This is a genomic window from Saccharothrix lopnurensis, from assembly GCF_042658445.1.
GTDB classification, from domain to species: domain Bacteria; phylum Actinomycetota; class Actinomycetes; order Mycobacteriales; family Pseudonocardiaceae; genus Actinosynnema; species Actinosynnema lopnurensis.
The window spans coordinates 43,052-64,034 of sequence record NZ_JBHSQO010000043.1; the positions used below are offsets into that span (position 1 = coordinate 43,052).

The window sequence follows — 20,983 nt, forward strand, 5'->3', positions numbered from 1 at the left end:
TCGGCGGCACCCGGCCGCACCCCGGTGAGCCGGACGGCGACCGTGCCGTCGGTCTGGTACTCCCGCACCCCCGCCGTGACGACGTCGGCGACGACAACCCCGTGGACAACGTCCTGGAGGCCGCGACGACCACCGTGCGCGCCGCGGCCAACCGCGTGATCCGACGGGGGTGGCGGGGGAGCGGCGTTCCCCCGCCACCCCCGCTGCCCCAGGATGGGGGCGTGCAGCGGGCCGACGACACGCGGAACTCCTTCTCGGGCAACGCCGGCGCGGTGGTGCAGGCCGGTGGCATCCACGGCGGGCTGCACCTCCACCGGTCGGGGGAACCGGTCCTGCCGGTCCCCCGTCAGCTCCCGCTCGACGTCCCCGACTTCACCGGCCGCGCGGACGACCTGCGGCGGCTCGACGGGTTCCTCGCGGCGGGCCGGGCGGTCGCGGTCGCCGTGGTCACGGGCCCGCCGGGGGTGGGCAAGACCACCCTGGCCGTCCACTGGGCCCACCGCGGGAGCCCGCGCTTCCCCGACGGCCAGCTGTACGTGGACCTGCGCGGGTTCGACCCGACCGCGCCGGTGCCCGCGCACCAGGCGCTCGACTCGTTCGTCCGGGCCCTCGGCGTCGCGCCCGAGCGGATTCCCGGGCCGCTGGACGAGACGGCCGCGCTGTACCGCTCGCTGCTGGCGGACCGGCGGGTGCTGGTGGTGCTGGACAACGCGGTCGACGTCGGCCAGGTCCGCCCCCTGCTGCCCGGCTCCGCCACGTGCGCGGTCGTCGTGACGAGCCGCAACCGCCTGGCCGGGCTGGTCGCGGGCGCGGGCGCCCGGCGGGTCGTGCTGGACGTGCTGCCCCCGGCCGAGTCGGTGGCGCTGCTGGGTGCCGCCGCGGGGGCCGAGCGGCTGGCCGCCGAGCCGGAGGCCGCCGGTGAGCTGGCGCGGCTGTGCGGGCACCTGCCGCTGGCGCTGGGGATCGCGGGGGAACGGGTCGCGCGGAGCGCGCACTGGACCGTCTCCGACCTGGTCGGCGAGTTCGCCGCCGAACAGCACCGGCTCGACCTGCTCGCCACCGGCTCCACCGCCACTGGCTCCACCGCCACCGCGACTGCCTCCGCCGACGACGGGGCTGCCACCGCCTCCACCTCTGCCGCCTCCACCTCTGCCGCCTCCACCTCTGCCGCCTCCACCTCTGCCGCCTCCGCCGACGACGGGGCCGGGGCCGTGCGCGCGGTGTTCTCCTGGTCCTACCGGAAACTGCCCGCCGGCGTGGCGCGCGTGTTCCGCGGGCTCGGCCGGCACCCCGGTCCCGAGTTCGGCGTCCCGGCCGCCGCCGCGCTGGCGGGCGTGCCGGAGTCCGAGGCCCGGTCGGCGCTGGAGGCGCTGGTGGACGCCAACCTGCTCATCGAGGTCGACCGGGGGCGCTACGGGTTCCACGACCTGCTGCGGCTGTACGCGGTCGAGCGGGCCGGGGCCGAGGAGACGACGGCCGACGGCGCGGCGGCGGTGCGCCGCCTGCTGGAGTGGTACCTGCGGGTGGCCGACGCCGCCGACCACCTGCTGACCCGCCGGTCGTACTGCGTGCCGTTCGACCACCGGGGGGCCGACGTCCCGCCCGCGCCCTTCACCGACCACCGGGGCGCCGCGGCGTGGTGCGATCGCGAGCACGTCAACCTGATGGCCGCGATCCGGCTCGCGGCCGACCGCGGCGAGCACTCGCTCGCCTGGCGGCTGCCGGTCGCGCTGTGGGGGTTCTTCTTCCTCCGCAAGCACTGGCGGGACTGGATCGCCGCGCTGACCACCGGCCTGGCGTCGGCCAGGGCGATCGGCGACCGCCGCGGCGAGGGGTGGACGCTGCACTCGCTCCGGGAGGCCCACTTCAGCATGCACCGGACGGGCGAGGCCCCCGAGTACGGGCGGCAGGCGCTGGACCTCTTCCGCGAGGTCGGGGACGGGTGGGGGATCAGGGAGGCGCTGAGCAACCTGGGCTACGCCCACCGCCTCCAGGGACGTCCCGACGAGGCGTTGGCGCACCTGGGCGAGGCGCTGGCGCTGTGGCGGCGCGGCGACAGCCGGTGGGGGCAGGCGTGGACGCTGCACAGCCTCGGCGAGACCTACCTGGACCTGGGTCGGTGGGACGACGCGGAACAGGTCCTGCGCGAGGCGCTCGGCCTGTTCGGCGACATCGGGCACCGGCAGGCCGAGGGCTTCGCCCGGGGCGGCATCGGTCACGTCCACCTCGGGCGGGGGTCGTCCGAGGCGGCCGTGGCCGAGTTCCGGCGGGCCGCGGCCCTGCACGAGGAGGTCGGCGACCGCTGGAGCGCGGTCCGCACCCTGACCGGTCTCGGTCGCGCCCTGCGCGCCACCGGTGAGACCGCGGCGGCCCTCGACTGCCGGCGGGAGGCCCTCGCGCTGTGCGAGGACCTGAACGACCCGGTGACCGCGGCCGGGATACGCGCGCTGCTCGGACCGTGAGCGCGGCGGGGGCGGTCGAGCCGACCGGTGCGCCGTTCGCCGCTGGTGCTTGGATCCTCACCATGGGTGATGCGGAGCAGATGTGGGTCGCCGTCGTGCCGGCCTTCGACGAGGACGAGGACGAGGACGAGGACGGAGACGGGGCCGGGACCGGCGAGGGCGGCGAGGCCGAACTGGTCGTGATCGGGATCGACCCGACCGCGGACGACCCGGGCCAGTGGGTGGTCAACGCCCTGATGGACCGGGGCCACGAGGCCGAGGAGTGCGTGTTCTACCTGCTCCCGTTCGACCTGGGGATGCGCTACGAGCGCGCCGGCGACCGGCTGGGCGTGCTCCTGCTGACCTCGCCCGGGGTGTTCGACGAGGTGGTGCCGAAGTACGGGGAGGAACTCGTCGCCGCCGCCGCGCACCTGCGCGCGGCCCCGCTGGTGGACGGCGGTGTGCCGCTGCTGCGCCGGGAAATCGCCACCGGCTTCGACCCCGGCACCGAGGACGGCGGGCAGCCGGTGGTGCTGCTGGTGCGCGAGGGTCCGGCGGCGGGGGCGGACCTGTTCTCGGCGTTCGAGGAGGGCGAGGCGGCGCTCGCGGTCGTCGGCCCGTGGGGGAGCGACGAGGGCGGCGAGGACGACTGACCCGGCGCGCGGGTCAGCCCGCTCGCCACTGCGCCGGCCGTGAGGCCCGGTGATCGCCGGGCCGCACGCCGCGCAGCCGCTTGAACGCCACGCTGAGCGCGAAAGCGTTGGCGTAGCCCACTTTCCTCGCGATCGTGGCCACCGTGTCGTCGGTCCGCCGCAGCAGGTCCGCGGCCAGCGCGATCCGCCAACCCGTGAGGTAGGTCATCGGCGGTTCGCCGACCGCGGCGGTGAACCGCCGGGCGAGCGCGGCCCGCGACACCCCGACCCCGCCCGCCAGGGCCGCCACCGTCCACGGGTGCGCGGGCGCGTCGTGCAGCAGCCGGAGCGCGGCGCCCGCCACCGGGTCGGCCGGCGCGCGGCACCAGGCCGGGACGTCGGCGCCCGGGGTGTCGAACCAGCCGCGCAGCGCGGAGACCAGCATCAGGTCCAGCAGCCGGTCCAGCACGACCTGCTGCCCCGGCCGCTCCTCGGCGACCTCCTCGGCCACCGACTCCACCGAGGGGGAGGGACCCGCCGGCACCACCAGCACGGGGGGCAGCGCGCGCAGCAGCCGTTCGCTGAGCTCCCCCCGGCGCTCGAACGCCCCGCTGAGCAGCACGGCGGCCCCTTCGTCCGGGGTGCCGCAGGTCCGGGCGGGCCCCGGCGCGTACTCGACGCCCCGGGCACTCGGGCAGTAGTCGGCGCTGGTCACCACCAGGGACGGGGTGGTCGAGGGGTCGTCGGCCACCGCGTAGGGCACGTCGCCGCGGACCAGGGCGACGTCGCCGGTCCCGACGGCCACCGGCTCGTGCCGGTCGGGGACGATCCAGGCCCGGCCACGCAGCATCGTGGCCAGCGTCAACGGGGCGCCGCCGGCCATCCGCAGGGCCCAGGGCGGTCGCATGGTCGTGCGGCGGAAGACCGCGCCGCGCGCCCGCACGTCCGCCAACAGCTCCGACACGACGTCCACGTCCCCAGCGTAGCCGGCGTGGACGCCCTGACATCGAAGTGAGCTGCTCAGCCATGGATCGTCTCAGGCGAGGCCGGTTGACTGGGGTCATGGCTGAACACCCCGTCCTGGTCACCGGGGCGACCGGCAAGTCCGGTCGCCGCGTCGTCGCCCGACTGCGGGCCGCGGGGCTGCCCGTCCGCGCGGCGGCCCGCACCGGCGAGCACCCCTTCGACTGGCACGACCGCGGCACCTGGGACGCCGCCCTGGAGGGCGTGCGGTCCGCGTACGTCGTGCAGCTGGACGGCACGAAGCTCGTCCGCCCGTTCGTCGAACTGGCGGTGCGGCACGGGGTGCGGCGGGTCGTGCTGGCCTCGGGGCGCGGTATCGACGACCCGGACTACGTCCGGGACGGCGGCGGGGTCCTGGAGGGTCTCCTCGACAGCGAGGCCGCCGTGCGGGGGAGCGGTCTGGAGTGGACGATCAGCCGGCCCGGCTGGTTCGCGCAGAACTTCAGCGAGGGCTTCTTCGCCGACGCCGTGCGCGCCGGGGAGCTGCGGCTGCCCGCCGGCGACGGGGCCGCGAGCTTCGTCGACGCCGAGGACATCGCCGCCGTGGTGGTCGCCGCGCTGACCGAGGACCGGCACGCGGGCCAGGTCTACGAGCTGTCCGGACCCCGGGCGGTGACGCTGGCCGAGGCGGTCGCGACGATCTCCGGGGCCACCGGGCGCGACATCCGCTACGTGCCGCTGTCCACTGAGGACTACATCGCGGAACTCGGCGGGCAGGGGGTGCCGCGCGCGGACGCCGAGGTCTTCGCCGATGTCGTGGAGCCGCTGGGGAAGGGCGCGGACGAGTACGTCTCCGACGGCGTGTGGCGGGCCCTCGGCCGCCCGCCGCGGACCTTCGCCGAGTTCGCCGCGTCCACCGCCGCCGCGGGTGGTTGGCCGGCCTGAGCGTCAGCGGGGGATCGGCGGCCCGGCGGCCGCCGGTTTCCCGGTGCCGGGGGCACGACCGGGGTCGCTCGCGCCCGGCCGCACGCTCGCGCCCGGCCGCCCGCGCCCACCCATCCGCCCGTGCCTGGCCGCCCGCGCCCGGCGATTCGCGCCTGCCCCCTTGCACCCGGCCGGCCGCCCGCGCCGCGCCCGGCCGCGCTCCTCGACGTGGCCGTCATGGCGCGTCCACGGGGTTTGGCGGTGCCGCGGGGCGGGGTACGGGACCTGTGATCACAACCCTGCCGATGGAGGTACCGTGACGTCTGCCACCCGTCAACGCTTCATCCCCTCCAGCACCCGCCTGTCGGCGCTCTACCTGCTGGTCGGGGTGCTCTTCACGGCCCTCAACGGCTGGCGGATGGCCCGAGCCGGCGAGGTCGCCGTCTTCCCGGCCATCGGTCTCGTGGCGGGCCTGGCGCTCGTCGTCGTCGCCGTGGTGGGCCTGGCGACGCACCGCCGGAGCGCCCGGTAGGTCCCGGGGGTCGTGGGACCTACGCCGGCTTCTCCGCGAACACCCAGCGGTTGTCGCCGAGCGGGTCGTCCGCCTCCGGTTCGGGGCCGCGGCCGTGCCGGGCGGTGAACTCGAACGGCGTGCGGGTGGTCGTGGACCAGCCGCGGCCGGCGAGGTCGGCCGCCGAGTCGGGCCGGGGGCCCGGGTCGAACAGCGCGACCAGGTCCACGCCGATCCTGGTCGCCGCCCCGGTGTAGAGGGGGTGGGCGACGATGGCCGGCGAGGTCGGGCGCGACTTGGTCTCGTAGGCCAGCGCGCTGCCCGCCGCCGACAGCCGGTCGGCGGTGGCCACCAGCCGCTGCTCGGCGGCGGGCGTCAGGTACATGATCAGGCCCTCCACCAGCCAGGCCGTGGGTTCACCCGGGACGAAGCCGCCCGCGGTCAGCACCGACGCCCAGTCGTGCCCCAGGTCGACGGCCACCGGCACGCGCGCGGCCCGCGGGCGCGCCCCCAGCCCGTCGAGGACCCGCTGCTTGAACGCCAGCACCGGTCCCCGGTCGAGCTCGAACACGCTGACGCCCGCCGGCCAGTCCAGGCGCAGCGCCCGCGTGTCCAGCCCCGCGCCCAGCAGCACGACCTGCCGCGCGCCCGCGTGCGCCGACCGCAGCAGGAAGTCGTCGAACACCCTCGTGCGCAACCCGAAGTAGCGGGCCAGTCGCCCCCACAGCGGGTCGGCGTCGCCGTCGGGCACCTCCTCGGGGCGCACCGGCCACCCGGCCGAGGCCGGCGCCGCCCGCACGAAGTGCTCGGCGTACACGTCTTCGGCGAGCCGGTCGGCGCGGCGCGCCTCGATCGCCCTCGCCGCGGCGACCAGCAACGCGGTTCGGCCGACCCCGACGTCGATCCCGTCCTGCCCGGTGGACACGGGGACGTCCCCTCCCGTCGTCACGCGCCCGCCTCAGCCCGTCCCGCCGACCAGGAGGTCACCGGAGATGCCCGCCTTGTCCGGCCGGTAGTAGTCCTTGATCGCCTCGACCCACGTGGGCACCTCGACCTCGTCGGCCCCGGAGGGGCCGAACGCGTCGAACAGCGCGTTGGTGTTCGCCGTCTCGAAGCCGATCGCGGTCATCAGGTCGATGAACAGCGGGCGCTCGATGCGGCCGTCGCCGTCCGGGTCGCCCAGCGCGGCGAGTGACTCGGCGAACTCCGCCACGGTGTCCTCGAACCGCTCCGGCGACAGCACGCACGCGGCGAACTCGTCGGGGGTGACCGAGCCGTCGCGGTCGGTGTCCAGCTCGGTGGCCAGCGTCTCCCAGTAGCCGCGGAAGGCGGCGGTCATCCGCGCGCGCGCCGCGTCGTCGGACGCGGTGGCCACCGCGTCGACGCGCCCGGCCATCGCCTCGAAGTCGTCGGCCTCGACCCGGCCGTTCCCGTTGACGTCGAACAGGGAGAACACGAGTCCGATCCGGGCCTGGGCTTCGGTCTGCATGGGGGACGGTCCCTTCATCGTGCGGGTGGGTGGGTGGCCGGTGGCCGGTGGGTCACTGTGCCACGGTTCGGGGGCTCACCCACCCGGACGACGACCGCGTTCCGGGAGCGCGCAGCGCAGTGTTGCCGGTGGACTCATCCCGTGCTCCTGTCCGACCCCCGATGTGCCTCACCCGGACGTGTTGAAGACACCCGGTGAGTGGGTGACCCCCGCACCAACAGGGAGGTGTCCCTCCGAACGGGTGATTTCGTTGCGCTATGGGCGTGTCCGGCTCGCCCGCCTGCGGAGGTCCGCGCGGTGACCGGACCGGTCAGCGGACCGCCCGGGTGGTGTCGACCGCGGTGATGTCGCGGAACCGGAGTCGCCCGCGCAGGGGCTCTCCCGGGTGGTCCGGTCGGTGATGGCGAGGTGGCGGAGGAGGGGCCGGTTGTCGTTCGGGGAGCCGGTGCGCGCGGCCGGGCGGATCACGCCGTCGCCGGGCGGCCGACCGCCCGGGGCAGCGGTCGTGACGTCGCGGCGGTTCTCGACCAGGACGGCGTCGGCGCGGTGCGCGACCGCGACGTCACCGCGCGGCGAGGGCGCAGGGGATCTCGGCCCAGACCGTCTTGCCGTGCGGGTGGTGGTCCACCCCCCAGTCCTCGGACAGGTTGGCGACGAGGACCAGGCCCCGCCCGCGGTGGGGACCGAGCCGGGAGCGGCCGAGGGTGGGGCGCTCGGAGGACACGTCGTCGACCTCGATGCGGACCACGCAGGGCTCGGACGAGCGCCGCAGGCGGACGCGGCGGGGCGCGTGACCGTGGTCGTAGGCGTTGGCGACCAGTTCGGTCACCACCAGGACGCAGTCGTCCAGGTCGTCGTCGACCAGGTCGGCCAGCTCGCCTCCCGCCCACCGGCGCACCGACACCAGCGGGGTGACGTCGTCGCCCAGCTCCAGGGTCGGGGACCGCAGCGGTCCGGGGCGATCGTCGATGTCCACGATTGTCACGTTCTCCTCCGGTGACGACTCCTCACCCGATGAGGTACCCGTTTACCCGACGAGCACACTGATCGTGTTGGGGACGACCAACCGTGGGACGGTGGTGTGTCACAGGGTGGGCAGCAGGGTGACCTGGTCGGTCGTCGTCCACTCCACCATCAGGAGGGTGGCGTCGTCCTGGAGGTGGTCGCGCTGGTGGTCGAGCACGGCGCGCACGACACGGCGCAGCGTCTCGGGCGCGGGCAGGCCGGCGGCTTCGTGGCGCTCGGTGAGGTCGACCAGCCGGTCCAGGCCGAAGAACTCGCCACCGGGGCTGCGGGCCTCGACCACGCCGTCGCTGTAGAACAGCACGCGGTCGCCGGGTTGCAGCTGCTCGTGCTGCACCTCGGGCTTGGCGGTGTCGATGGAGCCCAGGCCCAGGGCGGTGCGTCCGCCGCCGTCGAGCAGCCGGACCACGCGGCCCTCCCGCAGCACCACGGGCGGCGGGTGCCCGGCGTTGAGGTAGTGCAGCTCGCCGGTGTCCAGGTCCAGGTGCGTCAGGAACGCGGTGGCGTAGGTGAAGGTGTCGGCCGGGCGGTGGGCGGCGATGGTGTCGTCGGCCAGCTCGGCGGCGGCGATCAGGTCGGCGCCCGCCCGGCGGGCGTTGCGGGTGGCGGCCAGGGCGATGGAGGTGGTCAGGCCCGCGTGCAGGTCGTGGCCCATCGCGTCGAAGATCGCCACGTAGGCGTGGCCGTCGTCCACGGCGTAGTCGAAGCCGTCGCCGCCGACCCGGTCGTAGGGCTCCATCGCCGCGGCGATGACCACCCGGTCGCTGGCGAACACCTTCGGCGGCAGCAGCTGCCACAGCAGCTCGGCGGCCACCGACAGCGGCCTGGTGCGGCGCACGCGGTGGAACAGGTCGCTGTAGAGCTGCTTGCTCAGCACGAGGTGCGCGAGCTGCCCGGCCAGCGCCCAGCAGTACCCGCGCAGCACCCGGTCGTGCGGGTCGGCGTCCGGGGGCAGGGTCATCCGGGCCACGCCGAGCCGTTCGGTGCCGTCGAGCACCGGCACCCACAGGTGCGGGGCCTCGCCCTCGACCACCGAGACGGCGATGTCCAGCCGGGCGAACACCCGGCCCGCCAGGGTGGCCTCCACCGACAGCGACGGCCCGGCGCCCCGGCGCACCGGGTGCAGCTCCCGCTCGCCGAGGTCGACCAGGTAGAGCTCCACCGCCACCCCGACCAGCGCGGCCGCCCCGTCCACGATGCCCATCAGGTCGTCGGCGGTGGCGAGGTGCGACTGGTTGACGATGCGCGCGAACACCGCCTGCCAGGGTCCCTCTTCTTCGAGCACCGCAAAAGCGTAGGTGAACCCCGGGGGAAGGGCTCGGAGGTGTCCCCGCCGGGCCGATCAGGTTTCGACGGACGTCGAAGTCGTGTGGGTCACCCGTTGGTGGGTAACCGGGGAGTGCCGCACTCGCGCGAGGTGCGGTAGGACCGCGTTGCCGGGGGTCCTCACCAGACCGCTCGGTGTTGAAAACACAGCACCCGCACCGGTCTGGACGCGCGGTGCGGGCCGGCGCCGGAGTACGGGTCGCCGGCCCGCACCGCGCCTCCCGAACCCCGGGGTCAGGAGCCGTGCGGGGTCACCAGGCCGGACTCGTGCGCGAGGACCACGAGCTGGGCGCGGTCACGGGCCCGGAGCTTGGTCATCGCCCGGTTGACGTGTGTCTTCGCGGTCAGCGGGCTGATCACCACCTGCTCGGCCACCCCGGCGCGCAGCGCGTGGAAGACGTGCTCGTCGAAGCGGTGGTTGGTGAGGACGACCACGTGCACGGCGGCCAGGGCCGGGTCCGCGGCGATCCGCCGGGTCGCCTCGATGCCGTCGACGAGCGGCATCGAGATGTCGACGAGCGCGATGTCGGGCAGGTGCTCCCGGGCCGGCGCCACGCCCGCGGCGCGGCGTCCGGCGTGGCCCCGCCGTCGTCGTCGACCCGGATCGCCAGGGCGTCGGGGCGGTGGTCGATCCGGACCGACGCGGTGGTGGCCGCGGCGTGGCGGGCGATGTCGGTCAGCGACTCCTGGACGACCCGGTAGGCGGTCCGCCCCACCGAGGCCGGCACGTCCTCGCGCTCCCCGTCGATCGTCAGCTCCGCGTCCAGGCCGGCGCTCCGGGCCCGCCGCACCGGTTCCGGGACGTGGTCGAGCCCGTGCGGCGGGTGCGCGTAGTCGTCGCGCAGCGCCTCCAGGGTCGCCCGCAGCTCGCGGGCCGCCTCGCGACCGGCCTCCCGGATCGCCGGCAGCGCCTCCGGCACCTGCTCGCCCCGCTTGCGCGGCCAGGTGGACGGCGACCTCGGACCGCACCTCGATGACCGAGATCCGGTGGGTGAGCGAGTCGTGCGGCTCCCGCGCGATGTGCAGCCGCTCCTCGTCGGCGCGGCGGCGCGCGGTCTCCTCGCGGCTGCGCTCGGCCTCGTCCGCCCGGCGCTCGGCCTGCCGCAGCGCCTCGCCCGCCGCGCCGGCGGCGATCAGCCAGGCCGGCTGGAGGACGTCCCGGGACTGCGTGAGCACCTCACCCACGGGCCAGTCGTGGGGGGAGGCCAGGATCGCCGGCGGCAGGGCGACCAGCATGACCACCGACCCCGCCACCGCGACGGCCCGGTGCCCCGCCCGCACCGCGGCGTACACCGCGAACAGGTACGCGACCGCGGGCACGTCGAACCCGACCCGGTGGCGGCGGGAGAAGTCGCAGGAGGAGCACCCCATGTCCGTATGTGACCTGGTCGCCGTCGCCACCGCCCGGTTCGGCGGGACCGCGCTCGCCGAACCGGTTCCGGGCCTGCCCTCGGCCGCCGACGCCTACGCCGTGGGCGCCGGGCGGACCGCGGCCCTGCTCGCGGGGCTGCTGGGGTTGGCCGGCGTGGTCCTCGGGTGGCGGGCGGTGGCCGCGCCGGGCGGGGCGGAGCCGTGGCGGCCGTCGTGCCGGGAGTGGCCGGTGCGGTGCGCGATCGGCCGGCGCGGCGCGGGTCCGCTGTGCCACTGTGGAGGCCATGCCTGTCGTCCCCGAGAGTTCCACCACCTCCGTCGACGAGGTCGAGGTCGCGGCCAACGACTACGACGCCTTCGGCGAGGCTTACGCGGTCGAGAACGAGACCAGCCTCGTCAACGCCCACTACACGCTGCCCGCCATGCTGGACCTGGCCGGGGACGTGGCCGGCCGGAAGGTGCTCGACGCCGGGTGCGGCTCCGGCCCCCTGTTCGCGGCGCTGCGCGACCGGGGCGCCGACGTCAGCGGCTTCGACGCCAGCACCACGATGGTGGGGCTGGCCCGGCGGCGGCTCGGCGCCGACGCGGACCTGCGGGTCGCGGACCTGGCCGACCCCCTGCCGTTCCCGGACGGCGCGTTCGACGACGTCGTCTCGGCGCTGGTGCTGCACTACCTGGAGGACTGGACCGCGCCGCTGGCCGAGCTGCGGCGCGTGCTCAAGCCAGGCGGCCGGCTGATCATCGCCGTCAACCACCCCGGCGTCTACAAGCTGATGTTCCCCGGGGCCGACTACTTCGCGACCACCCTGTGGTCCGACGAGCACACCTTCAACGGCCGCCAGGCTGTGCTCGCGAACTGGCACCGGCCGCTGCACGCGATGACCGACGCCTTCACCGCCGCCGGCTTCCGCACGGCCGTGATCGGCGAGCCGCCCCCCGGGCCGCGCGCCCGCGAGCTGTTCCCCGAGGAGTTCGTGGACCGGGAAGCCTTCCTGTGCTTCCTGTTCTTCGTCCTGGAGGCCGCCTGACCGCCGCGCACGGCTGCCCCGCCCCTCCCACGGCCCGGTGAGGCCGCGGGAGGACCGCCGGTCCCGGGTCAGGCGTCGGACTCGACGGATTCGCCGGACTCCACGGCCTTGACCGCTTCCAGGACGAGGTCGGCCACGGCGTCGGGGCGGGAGACCGCGACGGCGTGGGAGGCGTCCACGCGGACGGTCCGCGAGCCGGCGCGCTCGGCCATGAACTCCTGCGCCCGCGCCGGGATGGCGTTGTCCCGCGCGGCCACCAGCGCCCAGGACGGCAGGCCGCGCCACGCGGGCTCGCCGGGCAGGCCGGTGGTCAGGGCCCGCTCGGCGACCGGGCGCTGGGTGACCGCCAGGGTGGCGGTGGTCTCGGCGGGCAGGTCGCCGGCGAAGACCCGGCGGAAGTCCTCGGGCCGGATCCGCAGCTCGGGCTCGCCGTCGTGCACGAGCACGGTGGTGGTGTCCGGGCCCAGCTCCGCGCCGGGGAAGCGGGTCGCCAGCCCGAGCGCGCTCTCGCCGGTGTCGGGCTGGAACGCGGCGATGTAGACCAGGGCCTCCACGTTCGGCAGGTCCCGCGCCGCCCGGCTGATCAGCACGCCGCCGTAGGAGTGGCCGACCAGGACGACCGGGCCGTCCACGGCCGCGACCGCGGAGGCGACGTAGGCCGCGTCGCCGTCGAGGCCGCGCAGGGGGTTCGCCACCGCGAGGGTCCGGTGGCCCCGCTCGTGGAGGCGGGCCACCACGTCGTTCCAGCTGGAGGAGTCGGCGAAGGCGCCGTGGACGAGGACGACGGTCGGGTTCTTGCTCATGGGGTCCACCTTCAACGAGAGAGAACGATCGGTCTTTCTGGTAGAGAGAATATTCGTTCTCCCTCGGGAGGCAAGGTGATGGGCACCACGAAGCAGAACGACTGGTCTTTCTCTAAGATGCGGGCGTGGGAACCACCCGAGAGCCGCACCCGAGGGAACGGCTGCTGCGCACGGCGTCGCGCCTGTTCTACGCCGAGGGCATCCACGCCGTGGGGGTGGACCGCCTGGTCACCGAGGCCGCGGTGACCAGGGCGACGTTCTACCGGCACTTCCCCGGCAAGGACGACCTCGTCGCCGCCTACCTGGGGGCGACCGGCGCGGCCATCCGCGAGGCCGTCGCCGGGGCGCGGGAGGGCAAGCCGCCGCGCGAGGCCCTGCACGCCACCATGGGCGTGGTCGGCGACGCGACCCGCGCCGAGGACTTCCGGGGCTGCCAGTTCCTCAACGCCGCCGCGGAGTACCCGGACCCGGACCACCCGGTGCGCGCGGTGATCGACGACCACCGCGCCTGGTTCCTCGGGGTCCTGCGCGACCTGGCCGCCGACCTCGGGCACCCCGACCCGGACCACGCCGCGCGCGTGCTCGTGCTGCTGCGGGACGGCGCCCTCGGGGGCGGGGACCTCGACGACCCGACCGTGGTCCGCGAGACCCTGCGCCGGGCCGTCGAGGACTTCCTGCCCGCCTGATCACCCCGGGAGGGCCGCCGGAACCGCTCCGGCGGCCCTCCCGCCCGTCAGCGGCGGTGGACCTGCCGGAACGACGCCGGCTCGGCCGCCACGGCGGTGGCGAGCACCGGCTTGCCCGCGCCGAACACCCAGGTGCCGAACAGGCCGTCCAGGTCGCGGCCCGCCACCTCCTCGGCCAGCGCGGCGAACCCGACCGACGTGCCGTGGCCGCCCGCCCCGCGCCCGGCCCACGTCCGCAGCGTCCGGAAGAACACCTCGTCGCCGACCTCGGTGCGCAGCGCCTGGAGCGCCAGCGCCCCGCGCTCGTGCACCGCGGCCCCGTACTGGTAGCGCGGCGTCGGGTCCGCCACCGCCACGTCCCACACCTCGTGGTCGGCCGGGTAGTGGCGGTGGGTCCAGTCCGCCAGCTCGCGCGCGGTGCCCTGGCCGTTGGCCTCCGACCACAGCCACTCCGCGTAGGTGGCGAACCCCTCGCCCAGCCAGATGTCGCTCCACCGGCTCATCGACACCGAGTTGCCGAACCACTGGTGCGCCAGCTCGTGCACGACCACGTAGGTGTTCGGCCCGTCCCGGAACGCCCGCGCCGGGTACGCCGGCCGGGTCCGCGTCTCCAGGGCCGACGAGGTGTGCGGCGTGACCAGTCCGCCCAGGTCGGCGAACGGGTACGGGCCGAACCGACCCTCCAGGAACCGCACCAGCTCCGGCGTCCGCTCCACGCTCTCCCGCGCCGCCGTCCCGCTCAGGGCGGTCGAGTACGCGGTCAGGACCCGCCTGCCGTCCCCGGTGGTGGACCGCCGCACGTCGAACTGCCCGATCGCGAGGAACGTCGCGTAGGTGGTCTGCGGCTCGCCGCTGAACCAGCCCCACGTGGTCCGGCCGTCGCCCCGCGGGTACGTGCCCAGCAGCTCGCCGTTGGAGATCGCCTCCACGCCGTCGGGCACCGTGATCGACACGTCGTAGGTGGCCTTGTCGCCGGGGTGGTCGTTGCTCGGGTACCACCACGGCGACATGGTCGGCGCGGCGATCGCCAGCGCCCCGTCCGGCGTCCGCTTCCACCGGGTGACCGGCACCTCGGCGTGGGTGTCCGACGGCGAGGCCGAGTAGCCGATCACGAACGTCAGCTCCGTCCCGGCCGGCACGTCGCCGCCCGCGCCGACCAGCAGTTCGTGGTCGTGCTGCGCGAACCCGACGTCCCGCCCGTTCACCCTGGCCGACCGCACCGGCAGGGCGAAGTCGAAGTTGACCGACGACAGCCCGGTCGTGGTGGTCAGCCGGACGGTGGTGGTCCCGGTCAGCACGTCCGTCGCGGGCTCGTAGGCCAGGCGCAGGTCGTAGTGCCCCACGTCGTAGCCCCCACCGCCCGCCAGCGGGTAGTACGGGTCCCCGAACCCGGCCGGACCCGGCCCGGCCGCGTGCGCCGGGGCCACCGCCGCGAGCACCAGCGCCGCGACGACCGCTCCGGTCAGCGTTGCTCCCACTTCGTGGTCCTCCTCACCTGAGCGGCGCGGTGCCCCTCTTGGTGATTACGCCGCAGGGGTGCGTTCTGTTGCCCCGGTGGGGAAGATGGCAGGTCGGACGCGGATCACAGCCCAGCCGGGATGACCGGGGGGCTCGTGGGCGTTCGGAGTGGTGGAGATCCATCGGACTTTTTCAGGAGCGGAGCGACACATGGCCACTGTGACCGAGAAGGCCGTCCTGGCGGGCGGGTGCTTCTGGGGCATGCAAGACCTGTTCCGCCGCCACCCGGGTGTCGTCTCCACCCGCGTGGGCTACACCGGCGGCGACGTGCCCAACGCCACCTACCGCGACCACGGCGGCCACGCCGAGGCCATCGAGATCGTCTTCGACCCGGAGCGGTTGGGCTACCGCCAGGTCCTGGAGTTCTTCTTCCAGGTCCACGACCCGACGACGCGCGACCGGCAGGGCAACGACATCGGCACCAGCTACCGCTCCGCGATCTTCTACGAGAGCGACGCCCAGAAGCGGGTCGCGGAGGCCACCATCGCCGACGTGGACGCGTCCGGCCGGTGGCCGGGCCGGGTCGTCACCGAGGTCACCCAGGCGGGGGACTTCTGGGAGGCCGAGCCGGAGCACCAGGACTACCTGGAGCGCTACCCGAACGGCTACACCTGCCACTACGTGAGGCCCGAGTGGCAGCTCGGCGAGCGCTGAGGGCGCACGTCGAGGTGGTGGCGCTGCACGTGTCGCCCGTGCACGCCTACGAGGGGCGGCCCGCCGACGGGCCGCGCCCCGACCCGGAGCCCGCCTCCCGCGACCGCGTCGAGGTCCGGGCGGGCCTCGGCCTGGTGGGCGACCGCTACTTCAACCGGCCCGCCCACCGCACGGCCGCCGTCACGGTGTTCGCCGTCGAATCGCTCGAACGCGCGGCGCGCGACCTCGGCCTGGCCGCCGTGCCGAGCCCGCTGGTCGTGCGGCGCAACGTCGTGCTGCGCGGGTTCGACGTCGACGGGCTCGACCGGGGCGCGGTGTTCGGCCTGGACTCCGGCGACGGCCCGGTGCGGTTCGAGGCGCACCGGCCGGCGCACCCGTGCGGGTGGATGAACGCCGTGGTCGCGCCGGGGGCGCTCACGGCGCTGCGCGGTCGCGGCGGGCTGCGCTGCGTCCCCCTCGACGACGGGCTGCTCCGGCTGGGACCGGCCGTCCTGACCACCTGAGCGGCGCTTTCCGCTCCCGGGCCCGCGGTCGTCCGCCCCGCGCGCCGGCAGGTGGGCGGTCGCGTGGTCCCGCGCTGCCGATACGATCGAACGCTGACGAAGGGCCAGGTCGCATGGTCGCCGAACACGTGGACGCGGTGGGGGAATTGCGGTGGGAGTGAGCTCGCCCAGGATCACGGTCGTGGTCCCGACCTACAACGAGCGGGAGAACCTGCCGAGGCTGGTCGACTCGCTCGCCGGCCTCGGGCTGCCCGAACTGCGCGTCCTGGTCGTCGACGACAACTCCCCGGACGGCACGGGCGAGGTCGCCGACGGGCTCGCGGCCGACGGGCCGATCCCGGTCGAGGTGCTGCACCGCACGGAGAAGGACGGCCTGGGCCGGGCCTACGTCGCGGGCATCGGCAGGGCCCTGGACGGCGGCGCCGACGTGGTGGTCCAGATGGACGCCGACCTCTCCCACCCCTCCGGCGCGCTCCCCGCGATGGTGCGGGCGCTGGCCGACTCGGACGCGGCGGTCGTGATCGGCTCCCGCTACGTCCCGGGCGGCTCGGTCGCCGGCGAGTGGCCGTGGCACCGCAAGCTGTTGTCCGCGTGGGCGAACCTCTACGTCAACACCATCCTGCGGCTGGGCGTCAAGGACGCCACCGCCGGGTTCAAGGCGTGGCACGCGGCCACCCTGCGGAAGATCGACTTCGCCTCGGTGCGCAGCAACGGGTACGCGTTCCAGGTCGAGATGAACCACCGCACGGTGAAGCACGGGATGCGCGTCGTCGAGGTCCCGATCAGGTTCGAGGAGCGCGTGGTGGGCAGCTCCAAGATGAGCTTCGCGGTCCAGCTGGAATCCGCGTTGATGCCCTGGAAGCTGCTGTTCGGCAAGGAGCTCTCCTGAGCGCCTGCCCGGCCCGCTAGCCGCGCCCGGGGGTACAGCAGGCTGTACCGCGGACCGGGCAGTGCGGTGGATCGTCCCGGGCGGCCGCGCTGCCTAGCGTCGTACCCGTGATGGAGACGAAGGCGCCGGAGCGCGCCACCGCCGCGGTACCGGCCGTCAGGATGTCGTCGGTGACGAAGGTGTACGGGTCGGGCGACCGCGCGGTGACCGCGCTGGACGGCGTGACGATCGACCTGCCGCGCGGCGGTTTCACCGCCGTGATGGGCCCCTCCGGGTCCGGCAAGAGCACCTTCCTGCACTGCGCCGCCGGCCTGGACCGGCCGACGTCGGGTTCGGTCCTGCTGGGCGGCACCGAACTGTCCACACTGGACGAGAAGCGGCTGACGGCGGTGCGCCGCGACCGGATCGGCTTCGTGTTCCAGGCGTACAACCTGGTCCCGTCGCTGACCGTGGAGCAGAACATCCGCCTGCCGCTGCTGCTCGGCGCGGGCGCGCCCGACCCGGCCTGGCCGCCACACGTGGTGGAGCGCGTCGGGCTGGCCGACCGGCTCGGCCACCGGCCCGCCCAGCTGTCCGGCGGCCAGCAGCAGCGCGTCGCCATCGCCCGCGCGCTCATCACCCGGCCGGACGTGGTCCTCGCCGACGAGCCGACCGGCGCGCTGGACAGCCGCACCGGCAGGCAGGTGCTGGAGCTGTTGCGCGACATCGTCGACGGCACCGGGCAGACCGTGCTGATGGTGACCCACGACCCGCTGGCCGCCTCGTACGCCGACCAGGTCGTGTTCCTCCGGGACGGTGGGCTCGCGGGCTCCCTGGCGGACCCGTCCCCCGAGGCCATCGCCGAGCGCATGGCGCAGTGGGGGGAGTGGTGACGGTGCGGCAGCTGGCACTGGCCTCGATCCGCCACCGGATCGGCGGCTTCGCGGGCGTGGTCATCGCGGTCCTGTGCGCCTCGGCGCTGCTCACGGCGCTGGGCGTGCTGTTCGAGTCCGGGCTGCGCGCCGGGGTCGCCCCGCAGCGGTACGCGGGCGCGGCCGTCGTGGTCGCGGGGCCGCAGGCGCTGCCCGTGGCGGGTGACCTCGACGTGCCGCTGAGCGAGCGCGCCCCGCTGCCCGCCGACGCGGTGGCCCGGGTCGCGGCGGTCCCCGGGGTGGCCCGCGCGGTGGGGGAGAGCTCCGCCCCGGTGGTCGTGCCGGGCGGACCGGGCGCGGTGGCGCTGGGCTGGAGCTCGGCGGCGCTGACCCCGCTGGCGCTGCGGGACGGCGCCGAGCCGCGCGGACCGGGGGAGGTCGTGCTGGACGCGGCGCTCGCCGACCGGGTCGGGGCGCGTGTCGGGGACCGGCTGCCGCTGGCCTTCGGCGGCGGGCCGGAGCCGCACGTGGTGACCGGCATCGCCGCCGCGACCGGCGTGGACACCGCGCGGCGGCCCGCCCTGTTCCTCACCGACGAGCAGGCCCGCGCCCGCTCCGGGCGCCCCGACCAGGTGGACGTCGTCGGCGTGCTGGCCGCGCCCGGCGTCGACCCGGACGACCTGGCCGACCGGGTCCGGACCGCGCTGACCGGCCTGGCCGCCGAGGTCCGCACCGGCGCCGCCCGGGGTGACCTGGAGTTCACCGACGTGGGCCGGGTGCGCTCGGAGCTGGTGGTGCTGACGCTGGCGTTCGCGGGCACCACGCTGCTGGTCGCGGTGCTCGTGGTGGCGGGCACGCTCGGCCTGTCGATCCGGCAGCGCGCGCGGGAGCTGGCGCTGCTGCGGGCGGTGGCCGCGACTCCCCGGCAGGTCCACCGCCTCGTCGGCGCGGAGATCCTGATCGCGGCGGGCGCGGCCGCGGTGCTCGGCGCGGGGCCCGGCTTCGCCGCGGCGCACCTGATGCGCGACGCGTTCGCCGGCGCGGGCCTGCTGCCCGGGGACTTCGCCCTGGCCCTGAGCCCGCTGCCGCCGCTGGCCGCGGTCCTGCTCGTGGTCGGCACGGCGCGGGTCGCCGGGTGGTTCGCGGCCCGCCGCGCCGCCTCGGCCCCGCCCGTGGACGCGCTGCGCGAGGCGTCGGTGGAACCGGAGGGGCTGGGCCGCGCCCGCGTCGTCGCCGGCCTGGCGTCGGTGGTGCTGGGGCCGGGCGCGGCGACGACACCGCTGTTCGTGCCGGGGGAGTTCGGCGCGGCGGTCGCGGCCTCGTCGGCGCTGCTGCTGGTGCTCGGCGCGGCCCTGCTCGGCCCGCTGCTGGTCGGCCGGGCGGCCCGGCTGCTGGCCCGCCCGCTGCGGGCGCTGTCCCCGGTCGGCGGGCACCTGGCGGTCGAGGGCGTCGCGGCCAACGCGCGGCGGCTGGCCGCCGTGGTCACCCCGATGGTGCTCGCCGTGGCCACCGCGTCGGTGCAGATCTTCACCCAGACCACGGTGAGCGCCGCGGCCGCCGCGCAGGCCGACGACGGGGTGGTGGCCGACTTCGTGCTGGCCGGCCCGGTCGGGCTCGCGCCGCAGGTCACCGACGCGGTCCGGGCCGTGGCCGGGGTGCGGCAGGCGACCCCGGTGGTGCGCGGCCAGGTCTTCGTCGACCAGACCGTGCTCGGCGACCCGCAGGTGACGGCCTACGCGGCGCAGGGGCTCCCCGCCGGCGGTTTCGGCGACACGCTGGACCTGCGGCCGCGCGAGGGCGACCTGACCGCCCTGCGCGGCGAGGCCGTCGCGCTGAGCGCGACGGCCGCCGCGTCGATCGGCGTCGGCGTCGGCGACCGGGTCGACCTGCGGCTGGGCGACGGCGCGGCCGTGCGGCCGACCGTCGTGGCCCTGTACGACCGGGGCCTGGGGTTCGGCGACGTGACCCTGCCCCGCGACGTGCTGGCCGCGCACACCACCACCCGGCTCGACCACTCGGTGCTGGTGCGGACCGACGGCTCGGCCGGACCCGGCCTGGCGGCGCTGGCCGAGCGCTTCCCCGGCCTCGCGGTCCAGGACCGCGCCGCGCTGGAGGCCGCCGGGCAGGCCGGGCGCGACGCGCAGTCGTGGACCAGCCTGATCGCGCTGCTGGTGGTCCTGGGCTACCTGGCCATCTCGGTGGTCAACACCCTGGTCATGGCCACGGCCGAGCGGTCGCGGGAGTTCGCGCTGCTGCGGCTGGTCGGCACCGGTCGGAGGCAGGTGGCGCGGATGACGCGCGTCGAGGCGCTGCTCGTGGTCGGCATCGCGGTGGTGGTCGGCACGGCGGCCGCGGTGCCCACCCTGGTCGGGGTGAGCGTCGGCCTCACCGGCTCGCCGCTGCCCTCGGTGCCGCCGCTGGTGTACCTGGCGATCGTCGGCGTCACGGCGGTGCTGGGGCTCGCCGCCGTCGCCGTGCCCACCCGGGTGGCCCTGCGGGCGCGGCCCGTGGACGTGATCGGGGTCCGCGCGTGACGGCCGCGACGACCTGCCGCCGCCCGCCGGCCCGGACCGGGCGCGCGGGTGGCGGGCCGGCGGTTCCGTGGCGGTGCGGGCCGCCGACCCCGTGCCGCGCGCGGGCGCGGTCGGGCTGCGCGCCGGGCTCCTCTGATGCGCGTGGTCAGGAGTTCTCCAGGTAGTGCAGCACCGCGGCCACGCGCCGGTCGACCTCGTCGGCCGGTGTCAGGTCGAGCTTGGCGAAGATGCCGCGGATGTGCTTGTGCACCGCGCCCTCGGTGACCACGAGCCGGGTGGCGACGGCGGCGTTGCCCAGCCCCTCCGCCATCAGGGCCAGCACGTCGCGCTCGCGCGGGGTGAGCCGCTCCAGCCGGGTGTCGGGCCGGCTGCGCGCGAAGAGCTGGGCGACGACGTCCGGGTCCACGGCGGTGCCGCCGGCCGCGACCCGGTGCAGCGCGTCCAGGAACTCCTCGACCCGGCCCACCCGCTCCTTGAGCAGGTAGCCGAGGCGGGCCGCGCCGTGGGCGAGCAGCTCGGTGGCGAAAGCCTGCTCGACGTAGGCCGACAGCACCAGCACGGCCAGGCCGGGCTGCCTGCGCCGGGCCTCGACCGCCGCCCGGATCCCCTCGTCGGTGTGCGACGGCGGCATCCGCACGTCCACGATGGCCACGTCGGGCCGGTGCTCGTCGACCGCCGCCAGGAACGCCTCCGCGTCGGGGGTGGCCGCCACCACGTCCAGCGACTCGGCGCGCAGCAGCAGTTCGAGGCCCGCCCGCAGGAGGGCGTCGTCCTCCGCGATCACGATTCGCATGGGCACATCCCACCACGCGGCGGGCGTCACCTCGCCCGGTGTGC

The 20,983-nt window shown here is 75.8% G+C and carries 19 protein-coding genes and 2 pseudogenes; 11 read left to right on the forward strand and 10 right to left on the reverse strand.

Annotated elements, in window-relative coordinates:
* Window positions 1–101: 101 nt before the first annotated feature.
* Together ACFP3R_RS29455 and ACFP3R_RS29460 are read left to right on the forward strand one after the other, a co-directional pair.
* The gene (locus ACFP3R_RS29455) at window positions 102–2,462 is read left to right on the forward strand and encodes an ATP-binding protein (protein WP_380640606.1); all 2,361 of its coding nucleotides are present in this window, start codon (window positions 102–104) and stop codon (window positions 2,460–2,462) included.
* Window positions 2,463–2,524: 62 nt separating this feature from the next.
* Window positions 2,525–3,094: a hypothetical protein gene (locus tag ACFP3R_RS29460; RefSeq protein ID WP_380640608.1), complete on the forward strand. Its 570-nt coding sequence runs from the start codon at window positions 2,525–2,527 to the stop codon at window positions 3,092–3,094.
* A 13-nt stretch (window positions 3,095–3,107) separates the two neighbouring features.
* Here the strand turns inward: ACFP3R_RS29460 and ACFP3R_RS29465 are convergent, their stop codons facing one another.
* Window positions 3,108–4,046, reverse strand: coding sequence for an AraC family transcriptional regulator (locus ACFP3R_RS29465; RefSeq protein ID WP_380640610.1), 939 nt, complete (start codon window positions 4,044–4,046; stop codon window positions 3,108–3,110).
* Window positions 4,047–4,135: 89 nt separating this feature from the next.
* On the opposite strand from ACFP3R_RS29465, the gene ACFP3R_RS29470 reads away from it, so the two are divergent.
* Together ACFP3R_RS29470 and ACFP3R_RS29475 are read left to right on the forward strand one after the other, a co-directional pair.
* Window positions 4,136–4,981, forward strand: a complete 846-nt coding sequence (locus ACFP3R_RS29470) for an NAD(P)H-binding protein (protein WP_380640612.1) — start codon at window positions 4,136–4,138, stop codon at window positions 4,979–4,981.
* A 295-nt stretch (window positions 4,982–5,276) separates the two neighbouring features.
* Entirely contained in the window at window positions 5,277–5,492 is a 216-nt protein-coding gene (locus tag ACFP3R_RS29475; RefSeq protein ID WP_380640614.1) for a hypothetical protein, read from the forward strand.
* A 19-nt stretch (window positions 5,493–5,511) separates the two neighbouring features.
* Here ACFP3R_RS29475 and ACFP3R_RS29480 read toward each other — a convergent pair whose 3' ends face one another.
* The 6 genes and pseudogenes from ACFP3R_RS29480 to ACFP3R_RS29505 all read right to left on the reverse strand — a co-directional run.
* On the reverse strand, window positions 5,512–6,420 hold the full coding sequence (locus ACFP3R_RS29480; protein ID WP_380640616.1) for an SAM-dependent methyltransferase: 909 nt from the start codon (window positions 6,418–6,420) through the stop codon (window positions 5,512–5,514).
* Between the two features lie 9 nt (window positions 6,421–6,429).
* Window positions 6,430–6,960, reverse strand: coding sequence for an EF-hand domain-containing protein (locus ACFP3R_RS29485; RefSeq protein ID WP_380640618.1), 531 nt, complete (start codon window positions 6,958–6,960; stop codon window positions 6,430–6,432).
* A 562-nt stretch (window positions 6,961–7,522) separates the two neighbouring features.
* Entirely contained in the window at window positions 7,523–7,936 is a 414-nt protein-coding gene (locus ACFP3R_RS29490) for an ATP-binding protein (protein WP_380640620.1), read from the reverse strand.
* 108 nt (window positions 7,937–8,044) lie between these two features.
* The gene (locus tag ACFP3R_RS29495) at window positions 8,045–9,268 is read right to left on the reverse strand and encodes a PP2C family protein-serine/threonine phosphatase (RefSeq protein ID WP_380640622.1); all 1,224 of its coding nucleotides are present in this window, start codon (window positions 9,266–9,268) and stop codon (window positions 8,045–8,047) included.
* Window positions 9,269–9,543: 275 nt separating this feature from the next.
* Window positions 9,544–9,873, reverse strand: a pseudogene (locus tag ACFP3R_RS29500) (response regulator transcription factor); the annotation flags it as partial.
* Window positions 9,870–10,641 (reverse strand): annotated as a pseudogene (locus ACFP3R_RS29505) (sensor histidine kinase); the annotation flags it as partial. The pseudogenes ACFP3R_RS29500 and ACFP3R_RS29505, both read right to left, overlap by 4 nt.
* 323 nt (window positions 10,642–10,964) lie before the next feature.
* Here ACFP3R_RS29505 and ACFP3R_RS29510 point away from each other — a divergent pair.
* Window positions 10,965–11,708: a class I SAM-dependent methyltransferase gene (locus tag ACFP3R_RS29510; protein ID WP_380640624.1), complete on the forward strand. Its 744-nt coding sequence runs from the start codon at window positions 10,965–10,967 to the stop codon at window positions 11,706–11,708.
* 68 nt (window positions 11,709–11,776) lie between these two features.
* On the opposite strand, the gene ACFP3R_RS29515 is transcribed toward ACFP3R_RS29510, so the two are convergent.
* Window positions 11,777–12,511: an alpha/beta fold hydrolase gene (locus ACFP3R_RS29515; RefSeq protein WP_380640626.1), complete on the reverse strand. Its 735-nt coding sequence runs from the start codon at window positions 12,509–12,511 to the stop codon at window positions 11,777–11,779.
* 125 nt (window positions 12,512–12,636) lie between these two features.
* Between ACFP3R_RS29515 and ACFP3R_RS29520 the strand changes: the two genes are divergently transcribed.
* The gene (locus ACFP3R_RS29520) at window positions 12,637–13,197 is read left to right on the forward strand and encodes a TetR/AcrR family transcriptional regulator (protein WP_380640628.1); all 561 of its coding nucleotides are present in this window, start codon (window positions 12,637–12,639) and stop codon (window positions 13,195–13,197) included.
* A gap of 47 nt (window positions 13,198–13,244) precedes the next feature.
* Here the strand turns inward: ACFP3R_RS29520 and ACFP3R_RS29525 are convergent, their stop codons facing one another.
* Window positions 13,245–14,675: a M1 family metallopeptidase gene (locus tag ACFP3R_RS29525; protein WP_380640630.1), complete on the reverse strand. Its 1,431-nt coding sequence runs from the start codon at window positions 14,673–14,675 to the stop codon at window positions 13,245–13,247.
* Between the two features lie 190 nt (window positions 14,676–14,865).
* Here ACFP3R_RS29525 and msrA point away from each other — a divergent pair, with 190 nt between their 5' ends.
* The 5 genes from msrA to ACFP3R_RS29550 all read left to right on the forward strand — a co-directional run bounded on the left by msrA (window position 14,866) and on the right by ACFP3R_RS29550 (window position 20,146).
* The gene (gene msrA / locus ACFP3R_RS29530; protein WP_380640632.1) at window positions 14,866–15,369 is read left to right on the forward strand and encodes a peptide-methionine (S)-S-oxide reductase MsrA; all 504 of its coding nucleotides are present in this window, start codon (window positions 14,866–14,868) and stop codon (window positions 15,367–15,369) included.
* On the forward strand, window positions 15,348–15,872 hold the full coding sequence (locus tag ACFP3R_RS29535) for a molybdenum cofactor biosysynthesis protein (RefSeq protein ID WP_380640634.1): 525 nt from the start codon (window positions 15,348–15,350) through the stop codon (window positions 15,870–15,872). The genes msrA and ACFP3R_RS29535 overlap by 22 nt, the downstream gene beginning before the upstream one ends.
* A gap of 157 nt (window positions 15,873–16,029) precedes the next feature.
* Window positions 16,030–16,761 (forward strand): polyprenol monophosphomannose synthase, encoded by a 732-nt coding sequence (locus ACFP3R_RS29540; protein WP_380640636.1) that lies wholly within the window; start codon window positions 16,030–16,032, stop codon window positions 16,759–16,761.
* A 110-nt stretch (window positions 16,762–16,871) separates the two neighbouring features.
* Window positions 16,872–17,633 carry an ABC transporter ATP-binding protein gene (locus ACFP3R_RS29545; protein ID WP_380640658.1) on the forward strand — a complete coding sequence of 254 codons (762 nt, stop codon included), beginning with the start codon at window positions 16,872–16,874 and terminating at the stop codon, window positions 17,631–17,633.
* Between the two features lie 2 nt (window positions 17,634–17,635).
* On the forward strand, window positions 17,636–20,146 hold the full coding sequence (locus ACFP3R_RS29550; RefSeq protein ID WP_380640638.1) for an FtsX-like permease family protein: 2,511 nt from the start codon (window positions 17,636–17,638) through the stop codon (window positions 20,144–20,146).
* A 145-nt stretch (window positions 20,147–20,291) separates the two neighbouring features.
* Here ACFP3R_RS29550 and ACFP3R_RS29555 read toward each other — a convergent pair whose 3' ends face one another.
* A complete protein-coding gene (locus ACFP3R_RS29555) occupies window positions 20,292–20,939 on the reverse strand; it encodes a response regulator (RefSeq protein WP_380640640.1) in 648 nt (215 codons plus the stop codon).
* Between the last annotated feature and the right edge of the window lie 44 nt (window positions 20,940–20,983).